Raw genomic sequence first — 23,924 nt, forward strand, 5'->3', positions numbered from 1 at the left:
TCACCCATGCGTATTCGAGTGCGGCGCACGGGCGGTTTCGCGGGTATCGAGCGCCGGGCCGAGGTGGACACCTCGACCCGGCCCGACGCGGCACAGTGGCGGGCCCTGGGCGAACGCGTCCTCGCGTCCGGGCGGCCCGCCCCGCCCGCCGGCGTCCCGGACGGCTTCCGGTACGAGATCACCGTGGACGGCCGCACGGTGTACGCGGCCGACCCCCGACTCACCGAGGATGAAAGGGAGTTGGTCTCCCGGGTGCTGAAGGAGGGTGCGTGACCGCCGGTTTCCGCCGGGGCGTTGACTTCCGTTACCGGGGGTAAGGATGATCCGGCCATGGCGACTGACGCAGGCAATCCGATACCTCGGTTCCCGGACGGCTTCCTGTGGGGTGTCTCGACCTCCGCCCATCAGATCGAGGGGGCGGCCGACGAGCGGGAGCCGTCCGTGTGGGACGTGTTCACCGCCGAGCCGGGGCGGGTGAAGGACGGCTCGACCGCGGCGGTGGCGTGCGACCACTACCACCGCTACCCCGAGGACGTGGCCCTCCTCGCCGGACTCGGCGTGGACGCCTACCGCTTCTCGGTCTCCTGGCCCCGCGTCGGCTCCCCGGGCGGCCTGGACTTCTACGACCGCCTGGTCGACGAACTGTGCGCGGCGGGCGTACGTCCCGTGCCCACCCTCTTCCACTGGGACCTGCCCGCCTCGCTGGACTGGCTGGAGCGGGACACGGCGGCCCGGTTCGCCGACCACGTGTCCGTGGTCGCCGAGCGGCTCGGCGACCGGGTCACCAAGTGGATCACCCTCAACGAACCGGCCGAGCACACCCTGCTGGGCCACGCCCTCGGCGCCCACGCCCCCGGCAGGAAGCTGCTCTTCGACGCCCTCCCGGTCGCCCACCACCAGCTCCTCGCCCACGGCCTCGCCGTACGGGCCCTGCGCGCGGCCGGCGCGGCGGACATCGGCATCGCCAACTCCCACGGTCCCACCTGGGCCGCCTCGCCGGACCCCGCCGACACGGAGGCGGCCGGCTTCTACGACCTCCTGCTCAACCGCCTGTTCGCCGAACCCGTGCTGCTCGGCCGCTACCCGGACGGGCTGGACGCGCTGATGCCGGGGGACGTCGAGGCCGACCTGAAGGTCATCGCCGAGCCGGTCGACTGGTACGGCATCAACTACTACGCCCCGACGAAGGTGGGGGCACCCGGCGGCGGCGACGCCGAGTACGGCGGACTCACCCTGCCCGCCGAACTCCCCTTCTCCGTACGGGAGATCGAGGGACGCCCGGTCACCGACTTCGGCTGGCCGGTGGTCCCCGAGGGCCTCACCGAGCTGCTGTGCGGCTTCCGGGACCGGTACGGCGACCGGCTCCCGCCCGTCGTCATCACCGAGAACGGCTGCTCCTACGAGGGCATCGACGACCAGGACCGCATCGCCTACCTGGACGGCCACCTGCGCGCCCTGCACACCGCGCTGGAGGCCGGCGTGGACGTGCGCGGCTACTTCGTCTGGTCCCTGCTGGACAACTGGGAGTGGGCCGAGGGCTATGCGCGCCGCTTCGGCCTGGTGCACGTCGACTACGACACCCTGGAGCGCACCCCCAAGGCCTCCTACCACTGGTTCCGGGACGTGCTCCGGGCGCAGAGACGACCGGCACGGGGATGACCACCGTCCGACCGGCCCGCGCCGCCCTCGCCGAGCCCGTCGAACCCGTCGGCCGGGACTGGACGGCAGCGCTGTCACTGGCCAACGGGGCGATCTGGGTGGGCTGGTTCGGGCCGCTGCAGATCCTGCTCGCCTCCCAGGCCGGGGAGTTCGCGCCCGGCTCCGGGATGGCGAAGGAGACGCTGCTGGCGTGGGTGACGGGGGCGGGCGCGGTGGTCTCACTGCTCGCCAACCCCCTCTTCGGCGCGCTGTCGGACCGGACCACGGCCCGCCGGGGCCGCCGTACCCCGTGGATCGTGGCAGGTACGGCGGGCGGGGCGCTGTCCCTGCTGGTCCTCGCGGACGCGGGCGGGGTGGGGACGATGACGCTGGGCTGGTGCCTGGTGCAGCTCACCCTGAACGCGGCGTTCGCGGCGGTGACGGCGGCCGTGCCGGACCGGGTGCCACGGCGTCAGCGGGGCGCGGTGGGCGGCTGGCTGGGTGCCGCGCAGATCCTGGGCGTGGTCGGCGGCACGGGTCTGGCCACGGCGGCGGGCGGGACCGGCGCCGGGTACGTGGCCTGCGCGGTGTTCACGGTGGTGGGGGTGCTGCCGTACGTGCTGCGGTTCGAGGATCTGCGGCTGGCGGCCGAGGACCGCCCCACCTGGTCGTGGCGGGGCTTCCTGGCGGGCTTCTGGCTGAGCCCGCGCCGCCACCCCGACCTCGGCTGGGCATGGCTGACCCGCTTCCTGATCAACCTGAGCAACTCCCTGGTCCTGCTGTACCTGCTCTACTACCTCCGCGACCGCCTCCACCACCACGACCCCGGCCAGGGCGTGCTGATCCTGACGGCGGTCAACAGCCTGACCCTGATGGCGACCGTCGTGGTGGGCGGCGTCTGGTCCGACCGGGTGGGCCGGCGCAAGCCGTTCGTCGTCTGGTCGGGGCTGCTCATGGCGGTGGCCACGGCCGGGCTGTCCGCCTGGCAGACCTGGCCGGGCGCGGTCACCGCGGCGGCGGTGCTGGGCGTCGGCTTCGGCGTGTTCACCTCCGTGGACTTCGCGCTGATGACCGACGTCCTGCCGAAGGCCCTGGACCGGGGCAAGGACCTCGGCGTGATCAACGTGGCCAACGCCTTGCCCCAGGTCGCGGCCCCCGCCCTGGCCGCGCCGATCGTCACCTACCTCGGCGGGTACCGGGTGCTGTATCTCGTGGCGGCGGTGATCGGGCTGGCCGGGGCGGTGCTGGTCGGACGGATCAAGGGCGTCGACTAGGGCGTGTCTCTTGGATGGGCTCACCGGTTGATCGGGGGTGCCTGTCCGACTAGTGATCACTGATGCGATGTGGGGCCGGATCGATCCGCTGATGCCGGCCGATCCGGTCCGAGGGCGGCGATGGGCCGACCACCGCCGCCCCCTTGAGGCCGGCCAAGTCGGCCACCGCCGACGGAGAGGCCGACTCGGTGGCCGTCCGCCCGCCTTCGGCAGCGAGGCGTACATGCAGGGCAACACCGTCGAGCGGTGCATCAACCACCGCCTGGCCATGACGTCTGCCCTGTTCAGCTGGTGCTGCGGGTGAGGCGGTGGTCGATCTGTGTCCAGTGAGTGTCGAGGTGGTGGAGGGCTTGTTGCCGGTTGCCGGTGGTGCAGGCGGTCAGAAGGGTGTTCCAGTCGGCTTCGTGGGCGGTGGTGGGGGGCAGGTGGAGGCGGTGTGCTCGTTGCCATACGGGGGTGAGGTGGGTGACGGCGTCGTACAGCGGCCGGTTGGTGCAGGCGTGGACGAAGGTGTTCCAGAGGGCCATCTCGTTGGCGAGGGCTTCGGCGGCGTCGTGGTGGGTAGTGGCGCGCACGTGTGCGGCGGCGCAGTTGCGCAGCGTCTGGAGAAGGTCCTCGGTCAGTGGCCAGGGGATCGCGGTCAGGGCGGTGCGGTACAGGCCGTGCAGGACGGTTGCTGTGTGCCGGCTTTCGGTGACGTCGATGCTCGTCACGCGCGCGGCGTGGGGGCCGGTGTACTCGACCAGTCGCTGGGAGGCGAGCATGAGCATGGCTTCTCGCACCCGGATCTGGGGGGCTTGCAGTCGCTGGGCGGTGTGCGTCTCGTCCAACCCGGTGTCCGGCGGCAGCGTCCCTTCGATGATCTCCACGAGCAGGGTTTCGTGGATGCGGAGGCGGAGGGCGTGCGGCTCGTCGGCGCCGTGGTGGATCGGCAGGGTGCGTGTTGCGTGGGTCATGGCGTCCTCATCACCGTGGGTGCGTGCAGGGTAGGGAGGTGGCTCTTCGTCAGGACCGCTTGTCGTGGTCCAAGGTTCATTGGCCGGTGGGGCGGACGAGTCCGGTTTCGTAAGCGAAGACGGCTGCTTGGGTGCGGTCACGCAGGTGGAGTGTGCCGTCGGCCGACGGTCTGGCCGCAGCCTGTGGGTTCTGCACCTGAAAGGGGAGCAGATCGCCTCGGTGGCCGACACCTTCTGCCTGATTTCGGTGGGCGGTTCGTTCGGCGATGACCAACCGGGCACCCGCCAGTACGGTGCTCCTGTCGCGCCAACCGCTCGACGGGCAGTCTGCGGCCGGCCAGGCTGCCCTGAAACCCTGCTCTGCGCTCGTTGTCCCCTGCCGCCGCACGCCCGATGGTTGCCGGGCCGGGCTGCAGTCGGGGCACATCGGCCCACCCGTCCGTCCGGCGCTGTGTGCCAACCGCGACTGCGTAGATCTGCCCAGGCCGGGCACGCGGTTGTGGGGTGGTGGAGCGACGCGGCGGCATGGCAACGATGACCGCGCCGCCGCGTGACATGTCAGCAGTGGCTACGCCGTCACCGGTCGGGCTGTTCGGTGCGCTCGGACGCCCATCTCACTGCGATCCGGCGCCCTCAGAACGGCCGGACTCCAGTTGCGCCCCGCACGTAGCCGACCCAGGGCCAGATTGGCCACGGCCCATCGAAGGTGCTGGTCGTGATCAGGTCTGCGGCGGGGTGCCTGCCATCTGCAGTTGGGCGCCGAAGAAGTCTTCCAGGTGCCAGGTGGTGGTGATGCGGCCGTTGTGGACCTGGTGGAATTCCATGGTGGTCATCTCGATCCTGCGTCCGGTGGCGGGGACGCCCAGGAATTCGCCGACCTGGCGGCCGGACAGCCTGGCGCGCACCGCGACGGTGCTTCCCTCGACGACGACGTCGTCGACCTGGTAGCGCAGGTCTTCGAAGACGCTGTGCAGAAACCGCAGGGTCTGCTTCTGCCCCTCGGGGCCGCCGGGGTTCCCGGGAACGGGCGGCTGGGGTGTCCAGTCCTGGGCGAGGACTTGGTCGAGCAGGTCCGGATCTGCGGTGTCGAACGCCTGGTAGAAGCGCCGGGCGAGGTGCTCGATGCCAGGCAGGTCTGCGTGGGTGGGCACTGCCGGCAGGAGGATGATCTTGCCGTGGTTGCGGCGGTGGTCGATGTCGTCCTGCGCCTGTGCGGCTTCGGTGAGGGGGTAGGTGCGCCAGATCTCGACGGTGAGCCGGCCGGAGGCGGCGAGTTCGGCGAGTTCGGGCAGGGCTTCCAGGGCGCGGTCGGCGGGGTCCATGCCGGTGAAGCGCACCCCGTACTGGGCGGCGTACATGTCGGCGATGGTGATGACGCGGTCGGGGCCGCCGGCCAGGTCGACGGACTCCGGCAGGACACCAGCACCGGAGGTGTCGAACACGGCGTCCACACCCTGCGGGGCCGCCGCGCGCACCCGCTCCGGCCAGCCGGGACCGTAGGTGACCGCAGTCGCGCCGAGGGCGTTCACGCGGTCGAGATCGGTGGCGCTCGCGGTGCCGATGACGGTGACGCCGCGGGCGGCGGCAAGTTGCACGGCGATCGCGCCGACACTGCCGGCGGCGCCATGGACGAGCAGGGTCTGCCCGGATTCGAGGCCGAGGTGCTTCAGGGCGCGGAAGGCGGTCTCCCCCACCGTGGGCAGCGCGGCCGCAAGCTCCCACGAGAGGGCGGCGGGCTTGGCCACGGGGGCGGGCATCAGCGCGTACTCGGCGTAGGAGCCGGCCGGGGTGACACCGAAGACTTCGTCCCCCACGGTGATCCCGGTGACGTCGGCCCCGACGGCGTCGACGACGCCCGCGGCGTCCACACCCGGCACCACGGGGAAATCGACGGGGAAGACACCCGCCAGGTCACCCCGGCGGATCTTGTTGTCCAGGGGATTGACGCCGGCGGCCCTGACCTTGACCCGGACCTCGTGGGGCGCGGGCTCGGGCAGGGCGACCTCGGTGACGGCGAGGACCTCAGAACCGCCGAAACGGTCGAAGGTGACAGCGGTGGGCATGGAAGTGTCCTTACGGAAGACGGTGGTGCGGGTGAGAGTTCAACGCGCCGCCATGTGCCGGCCTCGGGGGGCGGGGTTCAGGCTGCGGCGGTGTCCTGGAAGGCGATCGTGCAGGGCCGGCACCCGGCATCACCGGGCCCGGCGGGGACGGTGAAGGACACCGGCACGGTGAAGATGCCGGCGCCGGGACCGATGGTGGCAGCCATGGTGCTTTTCCTTGCTTCGCTGCGCCGACCGGAAGTCGACGACACCAACAATCACACATTCTGTATGAATCAAGCTAAGCATACAACCCGTATGATTGATGTGTGACTGACGCCTCCCCCGCCCGGCCCAACCTGTCCAACCCCCGGGTCCGCCGCACCCGCGACCGGGTACTCGCCGTCGCCCGTGAACTACTTGCGGACGTCGGACCGGCGGCTCTGACCTACTCACTGCTCTCCGAGCGCGGCCAGGTCACCCGCCAGACCCTCTACCGCCACTGGCCCACCCGCGAAGCACTCCTGGTCGACGTGATCCTCGAATCCGGCGACGGCTCCACCTACCCCGAGCCCGGCAACGATCCACAGACCGTCATCACCGCGTATCTGCACAGCCTGCGCCACGGTCTCGACGGCCCCGCCACCGCCGGTGCGCTGATGGCACTGGCCGCCCAGGCCGACCGCGACCCGGAAGCAGCCAACACCCTCGCCACGATCAGTGAAGATCGCCACCAGGCCCTCAACCGCCTCCTCGAACCCTCCGGCCTGCAGATGACCGCCGACGACTTCGCGCAGCTCGTCGGACCGGTCATGTTCCGGCGCTTCATCAGCCGCCAACCCGTCACCGATGCCGCCATCGACACCGCGGTCAGCCAATGGCTCACCAGCCGCCGCGCAGGCGCTGACTGAGCGCACCTGCCGGCCTGAGGTTCTGTCTCTTTGGTCAGTGTCGGGTCCGGACGAGGATGCCCACGAGGTGGAGTACGGCCTGGTAGGCGATCGCCGGCTTGTCGGTTCGGGCGGCCAGGCCGCGCCATTGCTTGAGGTGGTTGATGCACCGCTCGACGGTGTTGCGCTGCAGGTACGCCTTGCTTGAGTGATCCGGCGGCGTGCTGGTGGGCCCGCACGCCCGTGGAGTCGCCGACACCGTCCAGTCGATGTCGTCGTCGGCGTCCGCCGCCGCCAGGACGGCGGTCAGGATCATCTCCCCAGGTGCCGTCGACGGCCCATCCGATCAGCCGTTTGTGAGCGGTCTGGAAGGAACCGGGCGCGTCGGGGAGGTCCCGCCAGGGCGAGTTGGTGCGGTACTTCCACGCGATGGCCTCAAGGGGGCGGCGGTGGTCGGCCATCGCCGCCCTCGGACCGGATCGGCCGGCATCAGCGGATCGATCCGGCCCCACATCGCATCAGTGATCACTAATCGGACAGGCACACCCGATCAATCGATGAGCCCATCAAAGAGACACGCCCTGGTCGACCCGGGCGGCCGGGCGGCTCACAGGGCTCCCGCGTCGCGGGCGGACCACACGGTCGGGTAGAGCGGCCGGAAGCCGAGATCCCGGCGGATCCGCTCGGTGGACATGATGCCGAGCCACGGGTCGGGGTCGGTCCGGGTGTGCAGGTCGGCGGGCAGCTCGGCGCCGTTGACCTGGTGCAGCTCGACCGCTGTCACCGGGGCGTCGTCGGCGATGTTGTGGACGGGGCCGCGCACGGCCGGGGCGTGCAGCAGGCGCAGCAGCCCCTGGGCCACGTCCGCGTGGTGGCCCATGTGCAGCCGCTGGGTCGCCGCCCAGTGCGCCGCCCACCGCAGGGACTGGGCGAGATGCGGATCGCCGTCGCCGTACACGAAGGGCAGACGGGCGATGCGCACCTCCATCTCGCCGTCCAGCGCGAGGAGTTCCCGTTCGGCCGCGGCCTTGGACTCCGGGTAGGCGCCCCACATCGCGCCGCCGGGCCGGCTCTCGTCGTCCTCGGTCAGCGGGCGCCCGCGTCCGACGCCGTACACGAGTCCCGTGCTGACCTGCACGAACCGCCGCACTCCCGAGACCAGCGCGGCCCGGCCCAGGGCCACGGCCGCGTCCCGGTTGACGGCCCGCGCCTCCTCGTCGGGGACGCCCCGGAAGGAGGCGGCGACGTTCACGACGGCGTCCGCCCCTGCCACCGCCTTGCCGAGTACGTCCTCGTCCCGCAGGTCCCCGGTGACGACCTCCGCGCCCAGCTCGGCGAATCGCTCCCCGCGCGCCGCGTCACGCACCAGCACCCGCACCTGTTCCCCGGCCCGGGTCTGTGCCAGCAGCCTCGGCACGAAGCGCCGTCCGACCTGTCCCGTCGCGCCCGTCACCAGTGTCACCGTCATGGTCCGTTCCTCTCCTTCTGGTGCCATCACTGTCGGGCGGTGCGGTGCCGGGCGGGAGAGACCTTCCGATCAGGGGACCGGCACTCCCTGGATAAGCCCCGCGGTCTCCCGCACCCTGGAGAGGTGAACCGAGCCGAACTCGCGGACTTCCTGCGCCGTGCCCGCGCCCGCCTCGACCCGTCCGACGTGGGCCTGGCGCCCGGCGCCCGCCGCCGCACCCCCGGTCTGCGGCGGGAGGAGGTGGCGTCGCTGGCCGGCATGTCGGTCGACTACTACACGCGCCTGGAGCAGCGCCGCGGGCCCCGCCCGTCCCGGCAGATGCTCACCGCGCTGGCGCGCGCCCTGCGCCTGACCGACGACGAGCGGGACCACCTCTTCCATCTGGCGGCCGAGGAGCCCCCGCGGCGGGACACCGTCTCCGCGCATGTGCGCCCGGGGCTGCTGCTGGTCCTGGACCGGCTGTACGACTGCCCGGCGCAGGTGGTGACGGACTGCGGGACGGTGCTGGCGCAGAACGCGCCGGCCAAGGCCCTGGTCGGCGACGCGCTCGCCCGTCCGCCGCGGGAGCGGAACCTGACACGGCGCTTCTTCCTCGACCCCACGGCCCGCGCGCTCTTCCCGCCGGAGGATCTGTCGGCGCACGCCCACGACCACGTGGCCAATCTCCGCGCGGTGGCGGCGGCCCGTCCCGACGACCCGGAACCGGCGTCCCTGGTAGCCGAACTCCGCTCGGCCAGCGAGGAGTTCGACCGGCTGTGGAACGAGCACGCAGTATCCCGGCGCCGGCCCTCCACGAAACGCTTCCTGCACCCGGTGGTGGGTCTGCTGGAACTGGACTGCGAGGTTCTGCTGACCCACGAACGCCACCAGCACCTCGTCATCCACACGGCCCGCCCGGGAACGGAGTCGCACGAGAGGCTGCAACTGCTGAGGGTGGTGGGGACGCAGGACCTCACACCGTCCCGGCCGTGAAAGGCGTCAAGGCCCCAGCTCCCGCGACTGCTTCGGATCCCGCGCCCAGTCCTTCGCCACCTTCACCCGCAGGTCGAGGCCGTATCGACATGCGGCTGCCGCCGCGCGGCCGGCGCACCCGGCAGCACCTCGACCCACCCCCCGGACCCGACGCCGTCCACCCCCGGACAGCCGGAAAAGAAGCCAGAACCCCAGCTTCCGCAACTGCTTCGGATCCCGCTGCCAGTCCTTCGCCACCTTCACATGCAGGTCGAGGCCGTATCGACATGCGGCTGCCGCCGCGCGGCCGGCGCACCCGGCAGCACCTCGACCCACCCCCCGGACCCGACGCCGTCCACCCCCGAACAGCCGGAAAAGAAGCTAGAACCCCAGCTTCCGCAACTGCTTCGGATCCCGCTGCCAGTCCTTCGCCACCTTCACATGCAGGTCGAGGAAGACCGGTGTTCCCAGCAGTGCCTCGATCTGGCGGCGGGACTTGATGCCGACCTCCTTCAGGCGCTTGCCCTTGGGGCCGATGATGATGCCCTTCTGGCTGGGGCGCTCGATGTAGACGTTGGCGTGGATGTCCAGCAGCGGCTTGTCCGCCGGACGGTCGTCGCGCGGGAGCATCTCCTCCACGACCACCGCGATGGAGTGCGGCAGTTCGTCGCGGACGCCTTCCAGCGCGGCCTCACGGATGAGCTCCGCGATCATGACCTGCTCGGGCTCGTCCGTCAGATCACCCTCGGGGTAGAGCGCGGGGCCCTCGGGGAGAAGGGGGACCAGGAGGTCGGCCAGGAGGTCGACCTGCTTGGAGCCGACCGCCGAGACCGGCACGATCTCCGCCCACTCGATGCCCAGGTCCTTGCCCAGCTGGTCGATGGCGATCAGCTGCTCGGCCAGGGTCTTCGAGTCGACCAGGTCGGTCTTGGTGACGATGGCGACCTTCGGGGACTTCTTGATCCCCGCCAGTTCCTTGGCGATGAAGCGGTCACCGGGACCGATCTTCTCGTTCGCCGGCAGGCAGAAGCCGATCACGTCGACCTCGGCCCACGTGGTGCGTACGACGTCGTTGAGCCGCTCGCCGAGCAGCGTGCGCGGCTTGTGGAGCCCGGGGGTGTCCACCAGGATCAGCTGGGCGTCGGGCCGGTGCACGATGCCGCGTACCGTGTGCCGCGTCGTCTGCGGCTGGTTCGCGGTGATCGCTACCTTCTGCCCGACCAGAGCGTTCGTGAGGGTGGACTTGCCCGCGTTGGGACGGCCCACGAAGCAGGCGAAGCCGGCGCGGTGGACGGCCTCGGCCGGCGTCTCGGATGACTGGGTGCGAACGCTCATGCCGTTCATTGTCCCTGATCCACGAGGCCCCGCCGCACGGTGAGGTTCCGGTAACCCTCAGGCAATGAAACGTCACGGAAACACACCTGTACGCGACCGGAAACCCTGACCGGTGACCCTCTGACGAGCCCCCACACGTTGGAGACGCCCGTGACCCTCGCCGCCGCTCACGTCGACACCGGCGACACCGCCTGGCTGCTCGCCGCGACCGCCCTCGTCCTGCTGATGACCCCGGGCCTCGCCCTCTTCTACGGCGGCATGGTCCGTACGAAGAGCGTCCTCAACATGCTGATGATGAGCTTCGTGTCGATCGCCCTGGTCACGGTGGTCTGGCTGGCGGCCGGCTACTCCCTGGCCTTCGGTGACGACGCGTTCGGCGGCCTCATCGGCAGCCCCGACCACGCGGGCATGAGCGGTCTCGGCCCCGACAGCGTGCACGGCACGGTCCCCACCCTCCTCTTCGCCACCTTCCAGCTGACCTTCGCGATCATCACCGCCGCCCTGATCAGCGGTGCCGTCGCCGACCGGGCCACGTTCTCGGCGTGGCTGGTCTTCGTCCCTGTGTGGGCCCTGCTCGTATACGTTCCGGTCACCCACTGGGTGTGGGGCCCGGGCGGCTGGATCCTCGACAAGCTCGGCGCGCTCGATTTCGCGGGCGGTCTGCCGGTGGAGATCACCTCCGGGGCCTCCGGTCTCGCCCTGTGCCTGGTACTCGGCCCGCGACTCGGGTTCAAGAAGGACGCCATGCGCCCGCACAACCTCCCGATGGTCGTCCTGGGCGCCGGTCTGCTCTGGTTCGGCTGGTTCGGCTTCAACGCGGGCAGCGCGCTGGGCGCGAGCGGCCTGGCCGCCGCGGCCTTCCTCAACACGCTCGCCGCCGGCTGCACGGGCCTGCTCGGCTGGCTCTTCGTCGAGCAGCGGCGCGACGGCCACCCCACCACCCTGGGCGCCGCCTCGGGCGCGGTCGCCGGCCTGGTCGCGATCACCCCGTCCTGCGGCACGGTGTCACTGCTCGGCGCCCTCGTCGTCGGCCTCGCCGCCGGGGTGGTGTGCAGTTACGCCGTGAGCTGGAAGTTCAAGCTGAACTACGACGACTCCCTGGACGTCGTCGGCGTTCACCTGGTCGGCGGCGTCATCGGCACCCTGCTGATCGGCCTGTTCGCCGAGAAGGCGATGACCGGCGGCACGGAGGGCCTGTTCTACGGCGGCGGGCTCGCCCCGCTCGGCAGGCAGCTGCTCGCCGTGGTGGTCGTGGCCGGGTACGCGTTCACGGTGACGTACGGCCTGGGCAAGCTGATCGACAAGGCGATGGGCTTCCGCGCGAGCGAGGAGCAGGAGCACACCGGACTGGACCTTACGGTGCACGCCGAGACGGCTTACGATCACGGGGTGCTGGGCCACGGCGCGCCCGTCTCCCACTCCGTCCTCCCCTCTGCCCAGAAGGTCAAGAGCCAGGCATGAAGCTCATCACCGCGATCGTCAAGCCGTACCGTCTGGACGAGGTCAAGACGGCCCTGCAGGAGCTGGGGGTGCACGGTCTGACCGTGACCGAGGCGAGCGGCTACGGCCGGCAGCGCGGCCACACCGAGGTGTACCGGGGGGCCGAGTACCGGGTCGACCTGGTGCCGAAGGTGCGGATCGAGGTCGTGGTGGAGGACGCGGACGCCGACCCCGTGATCGACGCGATCGTCAGGGCCGCGCAGACGGGGAAGATCGGGGACGGGAAGGTGTGGGCCGTGCCCGTGGAGACGGTCGTCCGGGTACGGACCGGCGAGCGCGGCCCCGACGCGCTCTGACCAGCAGCACCCCGGTCACCAGGCCCGCGGCGAACACCAGCGCGGCCACCAGCCACGGCAGCGCGACGAAGGAGGCGCTCGCCGACTGCCGGGTGCCTGGCGCGCTCGCGGTCAGGGTGACGTGGGCCCGGTCGAGCTGGGGCGCCCCGCGCCAGGTCTCGGTGAGCCGCACCGACTGACCCGGCAGCAGTTCGGAGGGCACCCGGGTCAGGTCGCGGTCGAGCAGCGTACGGCCGAACAGCCCGCGCGCCGTGAGCTCCACCTTGGGATCCAGGGTGACGTTCCCGCTGTTGCGCAGGGTGTAGGAGACGGTCGCCGTGCTGCCGCCGAGTCCCGGGACCAGGGGCTGGTGGTGGCTGATGTGCACGTGCCCGACGGAGAGCGCGGGGAGCGTGGGGCCGCCGACCCGGAGGTAGAGGCGGGCGCCGACGGCCCGCTGCACCCCCAGCGCGACACGGCCGCTGCCGGCGTCGATCCGTTCGTCCAGGGCGACGACGGCACCCGGGTGGTCACCGGGCTCGGCGCTCCGCGGGACCCGCACGGTGAACGGCACGGTGACGGTCCTGTGCCCGGGCACGGTGAGCCGGGACTTCGCGAGCCTCGTCCAGGCGCCCACCCCGCGCATCCGCTCCTTCAGCGTGCGTACGGCGAAGCCGCCGTCCCGGGGCGTGTTGTAGGCGTCGGCCGCGTAGAGCCGGAAGGTGAGCGGCCGGCCGGTCCTGTTCTGGACGGCGACCTCGTCGGTGAGGGTCTGGCCGGGGTCGGCGGAGAGGTAGAAGTAGGGCCGGGCGGCGATCTCGGAGGCGACCGGGTGGACGGACCAGCTGCCGTTGTCGGCGGCGTGCGCGGGCGTGGCCTGCCATGCCAGCAGCAGACCCAGGAGGAGGACGTACGGCTTGCGCATGGGTGCGGACCCCCACGGACGGGCACGGACGGGCACGGACGAGGGACGGGGGAACGGGCGGGTGCGGACGCCCGCACGCTCAGGTGAGCGTCAGTGTGAGCACACCGGAGTACGCGCCCGGAGGCGTGAACGCCGGCACGTCCAGGGAGAGCCCGGCGTCGACGGTGAACTCACCGCCGGTGAGCGTGCCGTCAGGGGTCGACGCGAGGGTCGCCCCCGAGCCGCCCACGGCACCCGCCGAACCCGCCTTGCAGGTGCTGGGGCTGCCCGCCTTGGTCGCGCAGGCGGGGGTCCAGCTCAGCTTCCCGGCGTCGATCTTGCCGCCGGGACCGGTGAAGTCGGTGACCTTGCCGGTCAGGGACCAGCCCGCGGGACCCCCGCGGAAGTCCTGCACGGTCACGGTCTGGAGCTTCCCGGTGGACGCGCCGCCCTTGCCGAAGTCGACCGCCGACAGCGCGACGGCGTCCCCGGCCTGGGTCATGGACAGCGTGCCCGCCTTGACGGTGGTGGTCAGCTTCTGGCTGCCCGGCGGCACCGGTGTGTTGTCGTTGACCACGTAGGCCGCGGGGCCTGCGCCCGTGTCCGCGCTCCAGGAGCCGCCCTCGTAGGCCACGATCCCGGTCGTCGTCTTGTCGTTGACGACGAGGGAGCCGCTGAAGGAGCCCTTGGAGTCGGCGGTCGCCGTGGCCGTGTCGCCGGTCTGGGTGGTCCCGGACCGTCCCGCCAGCGTGACCGTGGCGCCCGGCGTGAAGTTCGTCCCCGTGACCGTGACGCTCGCGCCGGGGTCACCGGAGGCCGAACCCAGCGAGATGGCCCGGGTGTTGGCGGGGGTGCCGGAGGTCGCGGTGACGGTCTCCGACGCCGGAGCGGGCGGGTTGGTGACCGTGCACGGGGTGTCCAGCTCCAGGATGTAGCTGGTGTGGATGTTGTAGTCGCCGGGCGAGAGGGTGATCTTGCCGGCCTTGGTGACGGTGAACGTGCCGGTCATGGAGAAGGACGGGAAGGCCGCCTTCCCCGGCACCGGCGGATTCTTCTTCGGCCCGGCGACCGTCACGTCCCCCGTCTGGGCGCCACCGAGGGTGACCTTCCCGGTCGGGGTCATGATGTCGGCCGGCAGGGCCAGGTCCGTGGGGTTGGACGCGGCGGCGGTGACCACGGTGTAGGTCACGGTGACCGTGTCGCCGACCTTCGGGCTGGTGTTGTCCGCCGAGACACTGGCGGTCGTGGTGCCGTCGATCGGCGGGATGCCCGCGACGGCGGGCGGGATGCAGTGCGTGGCGAAGTCCACGTTCGTGCCGGCGGCACCGGCCGGGCAGGCCAGCGCACCACCCGCGGTGACCGCGAGCGCGGTCGCCCCGAACAGCGACGCCCAGCGCCACCGTCGGGATCTTCGCGGACTTGGGGGTGTCGAACCCATGGGGCCCCCTCCTGAGGGTCGCGGGCGCAGCGGCTCATCTGCGCCGACAGGGGGCATTGATGTGGAGCAGGGGTGAGAAGTCAATGGAGATGCCGCAGAAATCTGACGGATCATCAGTTTCTGCGGCATCCACGGGAGTTCCGGCCGGAACCGGAACAGATCGCTCAGGTCCGTCAGGTCCGTCAGGTCGGTCAGGTCGGTCAGGTCGGTCAGGTCGGTCAGTCGAAGACGAAGGGGCCCGGCGACTGCGGGCCGCTCGCCTTGCAGGTCACGGTGACCCCGAAGATCACCATCTTCAGCGAGCCGCCGTAGGCGTCCAGACGGTCACCGGAGGCGACGGTGCCGGGGAGCGGGCCGACGCTGACCGGGGCGCCGGTGTTCATGGCCGGGTTCTTCGTGCCACTGAACACGACGGAGCCGCCGCCGGCCCTGGCCATGGTGAGGGTGGAGGAGATGGAGTCCTGGGCCACCGCGACGGGCGCGGTGATCGCGGAGGAGGTGAGGGTGACGGTGGCCGAGGTGCCGCTCTGGGTGGCGGTGAGCGTGGCCGTGCCGCCGCCGAAGATGCCGCAGCTCGCGGTGATGGTCGCCGACTGCGGGGTGACGGCGGCGGCGGTGGGCGCGAAGGCGAGTCCGGTGACCGCGAGGGCCCCGGCGACCAGCGCCGCACCCGTTGCCGTGCGCGTGCCTCTCATGGGGATCCGCTTCCCTTCCCTGGTGGGGAGTGCGTTGTGGGGGGACGCCGACGGATGGAGAGAGGCCTGCGCAGGCGGGTGCGGCGCACTGCGCCGACGGTGCGGATCTGACGGCCCGTCGGACGTTACGGGTCCATTGATGCGCGGGAGCCCGCACCCAACAAGGTTGAATTCCAGCCGACCTTACGTTCGGTCACCCGGCGGAGGCGGAGACCCGGACCTCACCGTCGGGCCCGGCCAGCAGCACGGGCGTCCCCGCGCCCCCGAGGTCGGCGACGGCGGCCAGGTCCTCCGCGGCCACCGACTCCGCCTCACTCACCACGGCCGCCGCCTCCAGCGACCGCGCCCCGGACGCCACGGCCATCGCCACCGCGGTCCGCAGCGCACTCAGCTTCAGCGAAGCCAGTTCCACCGACCCGGCGACGTACGTACGGCCGGTGTCGTCCCGCACGGCCGCCCCCTCGGGCACACCGTTGCGGACCCTGGCCGAGCGGGCCAGGGTGACGATCTTGCGGTCCTCGGGATCAAGCGCGTTGCTCTCGGTCATGCGCAGAGCATACGAAGCCGCGGGGGCCGTGCCGGGATCAGTCCAGGGTCTGAACGATCTCGCTCCGCCCGGCCGTGTGCACCACGCGGCCCCGCGCGCCGTTGACCAGCGGAAGGTACGGCGCGACATGCCCGCACTCGACGTCGGCGACGATCGGCACGCCCAGCGGCCCGAGCGCGTCGAGCACGGCCTCGTGCTGGGTGAGGGTGGGACTGTCGGGGGCATGGGTGCGGCCGACGAGGACGGCAGCGGCGCGGTCGAAGAACCCGGCGAGCCGCATGCCGTGCAGATTGCGGCAGATGGTGAACGCGTTGTCCTCGCAGGCCTCGACGTAGACGAGCAGCGGCTCGTCGGCGGCGAACTGCGCCGTGTCCAGGTACGGGGTGCCCGCGAGGTTGGCGAGCGTCTCGATGCAACCGCCGATCAGCCGGCCCTCGGCGTCCACGTCCCCGTCCCCGTCGAGCCGGGTCCAGGTGCCCTCGGCGTCGAGGGTGAGGTCGCGGAGGCCGGGGTGCCCGATCCAGTCGTCGAAGCGGGCCACCCGGTACCGGCCGGGCGGCGTCTGCGTGAACGGCTCCCCCTGCGGCGCCGTCACGATGTCGAGCCAGGAGGTGAGCCCCTCGGGCGTCCGGTAGGGCGTGTCCATCAGGTTGTTGCCGTGCACGGTGGCGACGCCGGTGAGCAGGGTCAGCGGGGTGATGACGGTGGACATGTCCGAGTAGCCGACGACCCAGGTCGGCTCGGCGCGCCGGATCGCCTCGAAGTCGAGCAGCGGCAGCACGTCGATCCCGGTCTCCCCGCCCCACGGGGGCACCACGGCCCGGACGGCCGGGTCGGTCAGCATCCCGGTCAGCTCGGCCGCGCGCTCGGCGGCCGGGGCGCTGATGTGCGTCGAGCCGTCCATGCACCGGCCGACGACCACCTCGTATCCGCGCTCTTCGAGGTCCCGTACCGCGATGTCGAGGCGCGGGCGCAGCTTCTCGGCCACCCCGCTGGACGGGGAGGTCACACCGATGCGGTCACCGGGGCGCAGAGGGCGCGGGCGACGAACAGCCATGCACCGGATTCTGACACACGCTCAGCCCGCCCCGGAAAGGGATTCACGGCCGGTCCAGCCGCAGCCGCTCGGTCCTCGGCAGCCCCGCGACGACGAGGTCGTACGAGTCCTCGATCAGCTCGCGGACCAGCCGGTCCGGCAGCCCGCCGTCGACGGTCACGGTGTTCCAGTGCCGTTTGTTCATGTGCCAGCCCGGGACGATCAGCCCCTCGTGCTCGGTGCGGAGCCGGATCGCGTCCTCCGGGTCGCACTTGAGGTTGGCCGTCAGGGGCCGCGCGCCCAGGTTCGTCAGGGCGAACATCTTGCCCAGCACCTTGAACACCGAGGTCTCCGGGTTGAACGGGAAGTCCTCCTCGGCCGCGTTGAAGGACAGGCAGAACGCGCGCAGCGCCTCGGGCCTCACTCGGGTCTCGCCTCCTCGGCGGGCTCGACCAGAACCGTCACGATCTTGTTCCGGCGCCCGGCGGCGGCCTCCGCGGTCAGCTTCAGCCTGCGTTCGTCGGGCAGTTCGACCTCGGCGGACGCGCCCGCGATGGGGACACGGCCGAGGGCCTTGGCGAGCAGTCCGCCGACGGTCTCCACGTCCTCGTCGTCGTACTCCTCCAGGCCGTACAGCTCACCGAGGTCGGTGATGTCGAGGCGGGCGGTGACCCGGAAGCGGTCGTCGCCGAGCTCCTCGACGGGCGGGAGTTCCCGGTCGTACTCGTCGGTGATCTCGCCGACGATCTCCTCGAGGATGTCCTCGATGGTGACGATGCCGGCGGTGCCGCCGTACTCGTCGATCACGACGGCGACGTGGTTGCGCTCCTTCTGCATCTCGCGCAGCAGGTCACCGGCGTTCTTGGTGTCGGGCACGAAGACGGCGGGCCGCATCACGGTCGACACCAGGTCGCTCTCCGCCTCCCGGCTGATGTGCGTCCTGCGGACCAGGTCCTTCAGGTACACCATCCCGACGATGTCGTCCTCGCTCTCGCCGGTGACCGGGATCCGGGAGAAGCCCGAGCGCAGGGCCAGCGTCAGCGCCTGCCGGATGGTCTTGAAACGCTCGATGGTGACCAGGTCGGTCCGCGGCACCATGACCTCGCGCACCAGGGTGTCGCCCAGCTCGAAGACGGAGTGCACCATGCGGCGCTCCTCGTCCTCGATCAGCGACTCCTTCTCGGCGAGATCGACGAGCGCGCGCAGCTCGGCCTCGGACGCGAACGGGCCGCGCCGGAAGCCCTTGCCGGGGGTCAGCGCGTTGCCGATGAGGATCAGCAGCGACGGGATCGGCCCCATGATCCGGGCGAGCGGCAGCAGCACGTACGCCGCCGCGGTCGCCGTGTTCAGGGGATGCTGCCGGCCGATGGTGCGCGGCGACACGCCCACGGCGACGTACGACACCAGGACCATGACCCCGATGGCGACCAGCAGGGCCTGCCAGGTGGCGTCGAACTCCTGCAGGCAGGCGTACGTCACCAGGGCCGCGGCGGCCATCTCGCAGGCGACGCGGACCAGCAGGGCCACGTTCAGATAGCGAGTGGGGTCGGCGGCGATCTGCGCCAGCTTGGCGCTGCCCCGGCGGCCGGACTTCGCGGCCTCCTCGGCACGGAAGCTGGAGACCCGCGCCAGGCCCGCCTCCGCGCAGGCGGCGAGCCAGGCGACGACGACCAGCGCGATCGCGCCGACCACGATCTGCGGAGACATACGGCCCGCTTACGAGACGGTCGGCGCCGGGGACGGCCCCGTCAGCCCGCGCTCGCCGCGCCATCCGTCCACGATGGCGGCCTGGAGCCCGAACATCTCGGCCTTCTCGTCGGGCTCCTCGTGGTCGTACCCGAGCAGGTGCAGCACGCCGTGGACGGTGAGCAGCTGGAGCTCCTCGTCCATGGAGTGCTGCGTGGGCGCCTCGGCCCCCTGCTTGGTGGCGACCTCCGGGCACAGCACGATGTCGCCGAGCAGCCCCTGCGGCGGCTCGTCGTCGTCCTTCGACGGCGGACGCAGCTCGTCCATCGGGAAGGACATGACATCGGTCGGGCCCGGCAGGTCCATCCACTGGATGTGCAGCTGCTCCATGGCGTCGGCGTCCACGACGATCACCGAGAGCTCGGAGAGCGGGTGGATGCGCATCCGCGCGAGCGCGTAGCGGGCGATGTCGAGGATCGCCTGCTCGTCGACCTCGGTTCCGGACTCGTTGTTGACGTCGATCGACATGGTCGTGCTGGTCTACTTCCCCTTGGGAGCCTTGGCACCGGTTCTGCCGCGGCCGCCCTTGTGGGTGCCGTTCTCGGTGCCGTGCTTGCTGTCGTACAACTCGTACGCGTCGACGATACGGCCCACCAGCTTGTGCCGTACGACATCGTGGGACGACAGCCGGGAGAAGTGCACGTCCTCGACCCCTTCGAGGATCTCCTGCACCTGCCGCAGACCGCTCTTGGTGCCGTTCGGCAGGTCGACCTGCGTCACGTCACCCGTGATCACGATCTTCGAGTCGAAACCGAGGCGCGTGAGGAACATCTTCATCTGTTCGGGGCTCGTGTTCTGGGCCTCGTCCAGGATGATGAAGGCGTCGTTGAGCGTGCGTCCGCGCATGTAGGCGAGCGGCGCGACCTCGATGGTCCCGGCGGCCATGAGCCGCGGGATGGAGTCGGGGTCGAGCATGTCGTGCAGCGCGTCGTACAGCGGGCGCAGGTACGGGTCGATCTTCTCGTAGAGCGTTCCGGGCAGGAAGCCCAGCCGCTCCCCCGCCTCGACCGCGGGACGGGTCAGGATGATCCGGTTGACCTGCTTGGACTGCAGGGCCTGGACGGCCTTGGCCATGGCCAGGTAGGTCTTTCCGGTACCGGCGGGGCCGATGCCGAAGACGATCGTGTGCTTGTCGATCGCGTCGACGTACCGCTTCTGGTTGAGGGTCTTCGGGCGGATCGTGCGGCCCCGCGAGGACAGGATGTTCTGCGTCAGTACCTCGGCCGGGGTCTCCGGCCCGTCGCTCGTCCCGTTCTCGCTCGCCTTGAGCATGGCGATCGAGCGTTCCACTGCGTCCTCCGTCATCGGCTGCCCGGTGCGGAGCACCAGCATCATCTCGTCGAACACGCGCGAAATGAGGGCGACGTCCTGGGGGTCGCCGACCGCGCTGATCTCATTGCCCCGGACATGGATGTCGGCCGCCGGGAAGGCCCTCTCGATCACGCGCAGGAGGGAGTCGCCGGAGCCCAGCACGGTCACCATGGGGTGCTGGGCGGGGACGGTCAGTTGCGCTCTCGCCTGCTCCTGCGCGGGAGTGTGAGCTGTGGGTGTCTGTGTCATGGGCCGGCGCTTAAGGCCTGCGCTTCCTCCTCGTCACGGCCGCATGGCTGAGGGCGGCCTCGCGATTCCAGAGTACGACGGGGGGCTGACAAGCCCGTAGGAGTTTTCGAGAGCCGCTTCCCGGCCCCCGGTTCCCCGGCCCCGCTTCCCGGCCCCGTCAGCCGGACCGGCCGAACCCGATCGTCGGCACCGCCCGCCGCAGCGGCCAGGGCCGGTCCAGCCGCTCCGGCACCAGCCCCTCGACGAACGCGTACCTCTCCAGCGCCTTCGGGTCCTGCCCCGGAAGGGACTGCACCCGGCGCCACCACGCCCCGATCTCCGACCACCCCGGCGCGGACAGCGACCCCCCGAACTCCTGCACGGACAGCGCGGCCGTGAGCCCCGCGAAGGCCAGCCGGTCGGCGAGCGGCCACCCCGCCAGGGACCCCGTCACGAACCCGGCGACGAACACGTCCCCCGCCCCCGTGGGGTCCAGCGCCTCGACGGCGATCGCGGGCACCTCGGCGGCCTCCCCGGTGCGCCGGTCCACCGCGTAGGCCCCGTCCGAGCCCAGCGTCACCACGGCCACCGGCACGTACTCGGTCAGCGCGTGCGCGGCGGCCCGCGGGCAGTCGGAGCCGGTGTACCGCATCGCCTCCGCCGCGTTGGGCAGGAACGCCTCGCAGTGCGCCAGGTCGGCCAGCCCCGACAGGTCCCAGGTCCCGGTGTCGTCCCAGCCGACGTCGGCGAAGATCCGGGTGCCCTCACGGGCGGCCTGCGCGATCCACGGCGCCCGGCGTCCCGGGGTGAGGGAGGCGACGGCGGCACGCGCGCGGGGCGGGCAGTCGGGGGCCGGCTCCTCCGGGGGCGGCTCGTGGCCGTGGGAGACCATGGTCCGCTCGCCCTCGTAGGCCATGGACACGGTCACCGGGGAGTGCCAGCCCGGCACGGTCCGCGAGGGCGACAGGTCGATGCCCTCGCCCTGTTCGAGGGCGTCCCAGCAGTACTCGCCGTAGTGGTCGTCGCCGAAGGCCGCGGCCAGGGACGTGCGCAGGCCCAGCCGGGCCAGCGCGGCGGCCATGTTGGCGACCCCGCCGGGGCTGGAGCCCATGCCCCGGGCCCAGGACTCGGTGCCCCGCACGGGCGCCGAATCCAGGCCGGTGAAGATGATGTCGAGGAAGACCGTGCCGGTCAGGTAGACGTCCCAGGGGGGATCGCCGGGGGCGCGCAGCGCGGCCAGCGGGTCGACCTGGGCCTGACAGCGCGCTGCCTGGGTGAGGTGTTCCGGTTCCTCTCCGGTGATCGTGTGTGACGGGGTCACGGTGCGCTCCCTGACGTGGTGCGGTTCTGGCCAGTGTGCACCACGTAGCGCTCCGTACAAGGGGCTTGCCGACCGGGCTCACCAGCGGGGCATCACCGGCGTCCGCCACTGCGGCTCGGCCGCCCGCATCGCCGCGGCGTCGTCCCGTTCCCGCAGCGAGCCGTCGTCCTCGGCCCACCTCCGGTGCAGCCGGGCCAGCTCGTCGCGGTCCAGTTCGACGCCGAGTCCGGGAGCGTCGGACACCGTGACCCGGCCGTCGGTGAAGGTGAGACGCTCGGTGAGGACGTCCTCCGCCTGCCACGGGTAGTGGGAGTCGCAGGCGTGGTGCAGGTTCGGCACGGTGGCGGCCACCTGGGTCATCGCGGCGAGGCTGATGCCGAGGTGGGTGTTGGAGTGCATGGACACCCCGACTCCGAAGGCGGCGCAGATCGCGGCGAGGTGCTGGGTGTTGCGCAGTCCGCCCCAGTAGTGGTGGTCGGAGAGGACCACCTGGACGGCGTCGCGCCTGAACGCCTCCTCGATCTCCCCGAAAGTGGTCACGCACATGTTGGTGGCGAGGGGGATGTCGGTGCCCGCGGACACCTCGGCCATGCCGGGCGTGCCCAGCGTGGGGTCCTCCAGGTACTCCAGGACGCCCCCCAGCTCCTTCGCCACCGTCAGCGAGGTCTCCACCGACCAGGCGCCGTTGGGGTCGAGGCGCAGCGGGTGCCCGGGGAAGGCGTCGGCGAGGGCGCGTACGGCCGCGATCTCCTCCTCGGGAGGGAAGACCCCGCCCTTGAGCTTGAACGACGCGAAGCCGTGCCGCTGCCGCAGCGTGCGCGCCTGTTCCACGACTCCCGCCGGGTCGAGGGCGGCGCCCCACGGGTCGGGCTCGGCCGGCACGCCCTCTGGGTGCCGGGCCCACTTGTAGAACAGGTAGGCGCTGTACTCGACGGCGTCCCGGACCTTGCCGCCGAGCAGGGCGTGCACGGGCAGCCCGAGCGCCCGGCCCTGGGCGTCGAGGCAGGCGACCTCGAAGGCCGAGAGCACGGACAGCCGCAGCTTGTCGGCGCTCTGCACCCCGCGCAGTCCCCCGGCGTCCACCTCGCCGTCGACCCGGGACTCGTCCACACCGAGGTCGACCGTGAAGAGGGAGTTCACATCCATGACCGACCGGCCGGTGAGGTGGGCGGCGAGCGGCCGGGCCAGGTCGAGGTACTTGGTGTCGCCGTACGTCTCGCCGAGCCCGGTGACCCCGTCGGCCGTGACGACCTCCACGATCAGCCGCGGCGTGTACGGCTGGTGCACGCCCTGGGTGTTGAGCAGCGGTGGGTCGGCGACCAGGATCGGCGTCAGCCGTACCTCGGTGATGGTCAGATCACGGGTCACAGGGAGGCTCCTACGAGGTCGAGTCCGGCGGTGAGGAGGGCCTTGAGGTCGGCGAGGTCGGCGGGCGCGGGGTCGGTGAGCGGGGCGCGCACCGGGCCGACGCGCTGCCCCCGCAGCCGGGCCGCCGCCTTCACCAGGGAGACGGCGTATCCGGGTGCGCGGTCGCGAAGTTCCACGAAGGGGACGTAGAACGCGCGCAGCAGCTTCTCCATGGTGCCGCGGTCCCCGTCGCCGAGCGCGGTGAAGAAGGCGCCGGCGATCTCGGGGGCGAAGGCGTGCACGGCGGAGGAGTAGGCGGGGACGCCGACGGTGGCGTAGGCGCGGGCCTGGATCTCGGCGGTGGCGGCGCCGTTGAAGAAGAGGAAGCCGTCGGGGGCGGCGAGGGTGAGGCGCTGCAGGCGGTCGAGGTCGCTGTGGCCGTCCTTGAGGCCGATGACGTTCGGGATGCGCGCGATGCGCCGCAACGACTCCACGCCGTAGGCGACTTGGCCGCGCTGATAGGCGATCAGCGGCAGCCGGGTGCGGGCGGCGAGCCGCTCCAGCTGGGCGGCGAGGCCGTCCTGCGAGGCGTCGATCAGGTAGTGCGGCAGCACGAGCAGGGCGTCGGCGCCGGCCTCCTCGGCGATCCGCGCGAACCGGGCGGCCTGGGCCCAGCCGTATCCGGTCCCGGCCACCACGGGCACCCGGCCGGCCGCCTCCTCCACCGTGCCGCGGACGACGGTCCGGTACTCCTCCTCGTCCAGCGAGAAGAACTCGCCGGTGCCGCAGGCCGGGAAGACGGCGCCGGGTCCGGCGGCGAGCCGGTCCGCGACATGGGCGCGGGACCCGTCGGGGTCGAGGGCGCCGTCGTCGCGGAAGGCGGTGAGCGGGAAGGACAGCACTCCCTGCCGCATCCCGTCCCTCAGCCGCCGTGCCACATCCTCCGGACTCGGGTCGCCGCCCACCCAGACCATCTCCCCTTGTGAATGTTGTCTATGTATGAGAACAGAGGCTAGATACAC

The 23,924-nt window shown here is 71.6% G+C and carries 24 protein-coding genes and 4 pseudogenes; 8 read left to right on the plus strand and 20 right to left on the minus strand.

The annotated features are described in order from the left end of the window. Nucleotides 1–6 precede the first annotated feature (6 nt). From ACIHEJ_RS14920 to ACIHEJ_RS14935, 4 genes and pseudogenes are all read left to right on the plus strand, one after another. Complete coding sequence (locus tag ACIHEJ_RS14920) at nt 7–273, plus strand: protealysin inhibitor emfourin (protein ID WP_400135234.1); 267 nt, start codon at nt 7–9, stop codon at nt 271–273. Nucleotides 274–330: 57 nt separating this feature from the next. Continuing rightward, on the plus strand, nt 331–1,659 hold the full coding sequence (locus tag ACIHEJ_RS14925; RefSeq protein ID WP_400135235.1) for a GH1 family beta-glucosidase: 1,329 nt from the start codon (nt 331–333) through the stop codon (nt 1,657–1,659). Then, nucleotides 1,656–2,912 (plus strand): MFS transporter, encoded by a 1,257-nt coding sequence (locus ACIHEJ_RS14930; RefSeq protein WP_400135236.1) that lies wholly within the window; start codon nt 1,656–1,658, stop codon nt 2,910–2,912. The genes ACIHEJ_RS14925 and ACIHEJ_RS14930 overlap by 4 nt, the downstream gene beginning before the upstream one ends. A gap of 37 nt (nt 2,913–2,949) precedes the next feature. Continuing rightward, a pseudogene (locus ACIHEJ_RS14935) lies at nt 2,950–3,063 on the plus strand (IS5/IS1182 family transposase); the annotation flags it as partial. Nucleotides 3,064–3,196: 133 nt separating this feature from the next. Here ACIHEJ_RS14935 and ACIHEJ_RS14940 read toward each other — a convergent pair. The 5 genes and pseudogenes from ACIHEJ_RS14940 to ACIHEJ_RS14960 form a co-directional block, all read right to left on the minus strand. After that, nucleotides 3,197–3,868, minus strand: a complete 672-nt coding sequence (locus ACIHEJ_RS14940; protein ID WP_400135237.1) for a GntR family transcriptional regulator — start codon at nt 3,866–3,868, stop codon at nt 3,197–3,199. A 76-nt stretch (nt 3,869–3,944) separates the two neighbouring features. Beyond that, a pseudogene (locus ACIHEJ_RS14945) lies at nt 3,945–4,019 on the minus strand (DNA-binding response regulator); the annotation flags it as partial. Nucleotides 4,020–4,587: 568 nt separating this feature from the next. After that, nucleotides 4,588–5,019, minus strand: coding sequence for an ester cyclase (locus tag ACIHEJ_RS14950; protein WP_400136100.1), 432 nt, complete (start codon nt 5,017–5,019; stop codon nt 4,588–4,590). Nucleotides 5,020–5,022: 3 nt separating this feature from the next. Then, a pseudogene (locus tag ACIHEJ_RS14955) lies at nt 5,023–5,931 on the minus strand (NADP-dependent oxidoreductase); the annotation flags it as partial. Nucleotides 5,932–6,008: 77 nt separating this feature from the next. Further along, nucleotides 6,009–6,137 carry a hypothetical protein gene (locus ACIHEJ_RS14960; RefSeq protein ID WP_400135238.1) on the minus strand — a complete coding sequence of 43 codons (129 nt, stop codon included), beginning with the start codon at nt 6,135–6,137 and terminating at the stop codon, nt 6,009–6,011. A gap of 102 nt (nt 6,138–6,239) precedes the next feature. Between ACIHEJ_RS14960 and ACIHEJ_RS14965 the strand changes: the two genes are divergently transcribed. Continuing rightward, nucleotides 6,240–6,821 carry a TetR/AcrR family transcriptional regulator gene (locus tag ACIHEJ_RS14965; protein WP_400135239.1) on the plus strand — a complete coding sequence of 194 codons (582 nt, stop codon included), beginning with the start codon at nt 6,240–6,242 and terminating at the stop codon, nt 6,819–6,821. Nucleotides 6,822–6,855: 34 nt separating this feature from the next. Here the strand turns inward: ACIHEJ_RS14965 and ACIHEJ_RS14970 are convergent. Next, a pseudogene (locus ACIHEJ_RS14970) lies at nt 6,856–7,314 on the minus strand (transposase). Nucleotides 7,315–7,407: 93 nt separating this feature from the next. Then, entirely contained in the window at nt 7,408–8,268 is an 861-nt protein-coding gene (locus ACIHEJ_RS14975; protein WP_400135240.1) for an NAD-dependent epimerase/dehydratase family protein, read from the minus strand. A 123-nt stretch (nt 8,269–8,391) separates the two neighbouring features. Between ACIHEJ_RS14975 and ACIHEJ_RS14980 the strand changes: the two genes are divergently transcribed. Then, on the plus strand, nt 8,392–9,240 hold the full coding sequence (locus ACIHEJ_RS14980; protein WP_400135241.1) for a helix-turn-helix transcriptional regulator: 849 nt from the start codon (nt 8,392–8,394) through the stop codon (nt 9,238–9,240). Between the two features lie 360 nt (nt 9,241–9,600). Here ACIHEJ_RS14980 and era read toward each other — a convergent pair whose 3' ends face one another. After that, on the minus strand, nt 9,601–10,554 hold the full coding sequence (gene era, locus ACIHEJ_RS14985) for a GTPase Era (protein ID WP_400135242.1): 954 nt from the start codon (nt 10,552–10,554) through the stop codon (nt 9,601–9,603). 150 nt (nt 10,555–10,704) lie between these two features. Between era and ACIHEJ_RS14990 the strand changes: the two genes are divergently transcribed. Next, nucleotides 10,705–12,015, plus strand: a complete 1,311-nt coding sequence (locus tag ACIHEJ_RS14990) for an ammonium transporter (protein ID WP_400135243.1) — start codon at nt 10,705–10,707, stop codon at nt 12,013–12,015. Further along, the gene (locus tag ACIHEJ_RS14995) at nt 12,012–12,350 is read left to right on the plus strand and encodes a P-II family nitrogen regulator (RefSeq protein ID WP_361244217.1); all 339 of its coding nucleotides are present in this window, start codon (nt 12,012–12,014) and stop codon (nt 12,348–12,350) included. Before ACIHEJ_RS14990 ends, ACIHEJ_RS14995 begins: the two co-directional genes overlap by 4 nt. Here the strand turns inward: ACIHEJ_RS14995 and ACIHEJ_RS15000 are convergent. The 12 genes from ACIHEJ_RS15000 to ACIHEJ_RS15055 form a co-directional block, all read right to left on the minus strand. Next, nucleotides 12,244–13,254, minus strand: a complete 1,011-nt coding sequence (locus ACIHEJ_RS15000; RefSeq protein WP_400135244.1) for a WxL protein peptidoglycan domain-containing protein — start codon at nt 13,252–13,254, stop codon at nt 12,244–12,246. The two genes, ACIHEJ_RS14995 and ACIHEJ_RS15000, sit on opposite strands and share 107 nt — an antisense overlap. Nucleotides 13,255–13,333: 79 nt before the next feature. Beyond that, nucleotides 13,334–14,671, minus strand: a complete 1,338-nt coding sequence (locus ACIHEJ_RS15005) for a beta-xylosidase (RefSeq protein WP_400135245.1) — start codon at nt 14,669–14,671, stop codon at nt 13,334–13,336. Nucleotides 14,672–14,889: 218 nt separating this feature from the next. Beyond that, nucleotides 14,890–15,366, minus strand: a complete 477-nt coding sequence (locus ACIHEJ_RS15010; protein WP_400135246.1) for a hypothetical protein — start codon at nt 15,364–15,366, stop codon at nt 14,890–14,892. A 193-nt stretch (nt 15,367–15,559) separates the two neighbouring features. After that, nucleotides 15,560–15,913, minus strand: coding sequence for a cytidine deaminase (locus tag ACIHEJ_RS15015; RefSeq protein WP_400135247.1), 354 nt, complete (start codon nt 15,911–15,913; stop codon nt 15,560–15,562). A gap of 37 nt (nt 15,914–15,950) precedes the next feature. Further along, nucleotides 15,951–16,970, minus strand: coding sequence for a S66 peptidase family protein (locus tag ACIHEJ_RS15020; protein WP_400135248.1), 1,020 nt, complete (start codon nt 16,968–16,970; stop codon nt 15,951–15,953). Between the two features lie 43 nt (nt 16,971–17,013). Further along, nucleotides 17,014–17,373, minus strand: a complete 360-nt coding sequence (locus tag ACIHEJ_RS15025; protein WP_400135249.1) for an MmcQ/YjbR family DNA-binding protein — start codon at nt 17,371–17,373, stop codon at nt 17,014–17,016. Beyond that, complete coding sequence (locus ACIHEJ_RS15030; protein WP_400135250.1) at nt 17,370–18,656, minus strand: hemolysin family protein; 1,287 nt, start codon at nt 18,654–18,656, stop codon at nt 17,370–17,372. The genes ACIHEJ_RS15025 and ACIHEJ_RS15030 overlap by 4 nt, the downstream gene beginning before the upstream one ends. Nucleotides 18,657–18,665: 9 nt before the next feature. Beyond that, entirely contained in the window at nt 18,666–19,163 is a 498-nt protein-coding gene (gene ybeY, locus ACIHEJ_RS15035; protein ID WP_400135251.1) for an rRNA maturation RNase YbeY, read from the minus strand. Between the two features lie 12 nt (nt 19,164–19,175). Next, the gene (locus ACIHEJ_RS15040; RefSeq protein WP_073893834.1) at nt 19,176–20,255 is read right to left on the minus strand and encodes a PhoH family protein; all 1,080 of its coding nucleotides are present in this window, start codon (nt 20,253–20,255) and stop codon (nt 19,176–19,178) included. Nucleotides 20,256–20,412: 157 nt separating this feature from the next. Continuing rightward, nucleotides 20,413–21,537: a carbohydrate kinase family protein gene (locus ACIHEJ_RS15045; RefSeq protein WP_400136102.1), complete on the minus strand. Its 1,125-nt coding sequence runs from the start codon at nt 21,535–21,537 to the stop codon at nt 20,413–20,415. A 96-nt stretch (nt 21,538–21,633) separates the two neighbouring features. Continuing rightward, nucleotides 21,634–22,923 carry a glucarate dehydratase family protein gene (locus ACIHEJ_RS15050; RefSeq protein WP_400135252.1) on the minus strand — a complete coding sequence of 430 codons (1,290 nt, stop codon included), beginning with the start codon at nt 22,921–22,923 and terminating at the stop codon, nt 21,634–21,636. After that, the gene (locus ACIHEJ_RS15055; RefSeq protein ID WP_400135253.1) at nt 22,920–23,816 is read right to left on the minus strand and encodes a 5-dehydro-4-deoxyglucarate dehydratase; all 897 of its coding nucleotides are present in this window, start codon (nt 23,814–23,816) and stop codon (nt 22,920–22,922) included. Before ACIHEJ_RS15055 ends, ACIHEJ_RS15050 begins: the two co-directional genes overlap by 4 nt. Nucleotides 23,817–23,924 lie beyond the last annotated feature (108 nt).

The organism is Streptomyces sp. NPDC052301, assembly GCF_044593395.1.
Classification (GTDB): Bacteria; Actinomycetota; Actinomycetes; order Streptomycetales; family Streptomycetaceae; genus Streptomyces.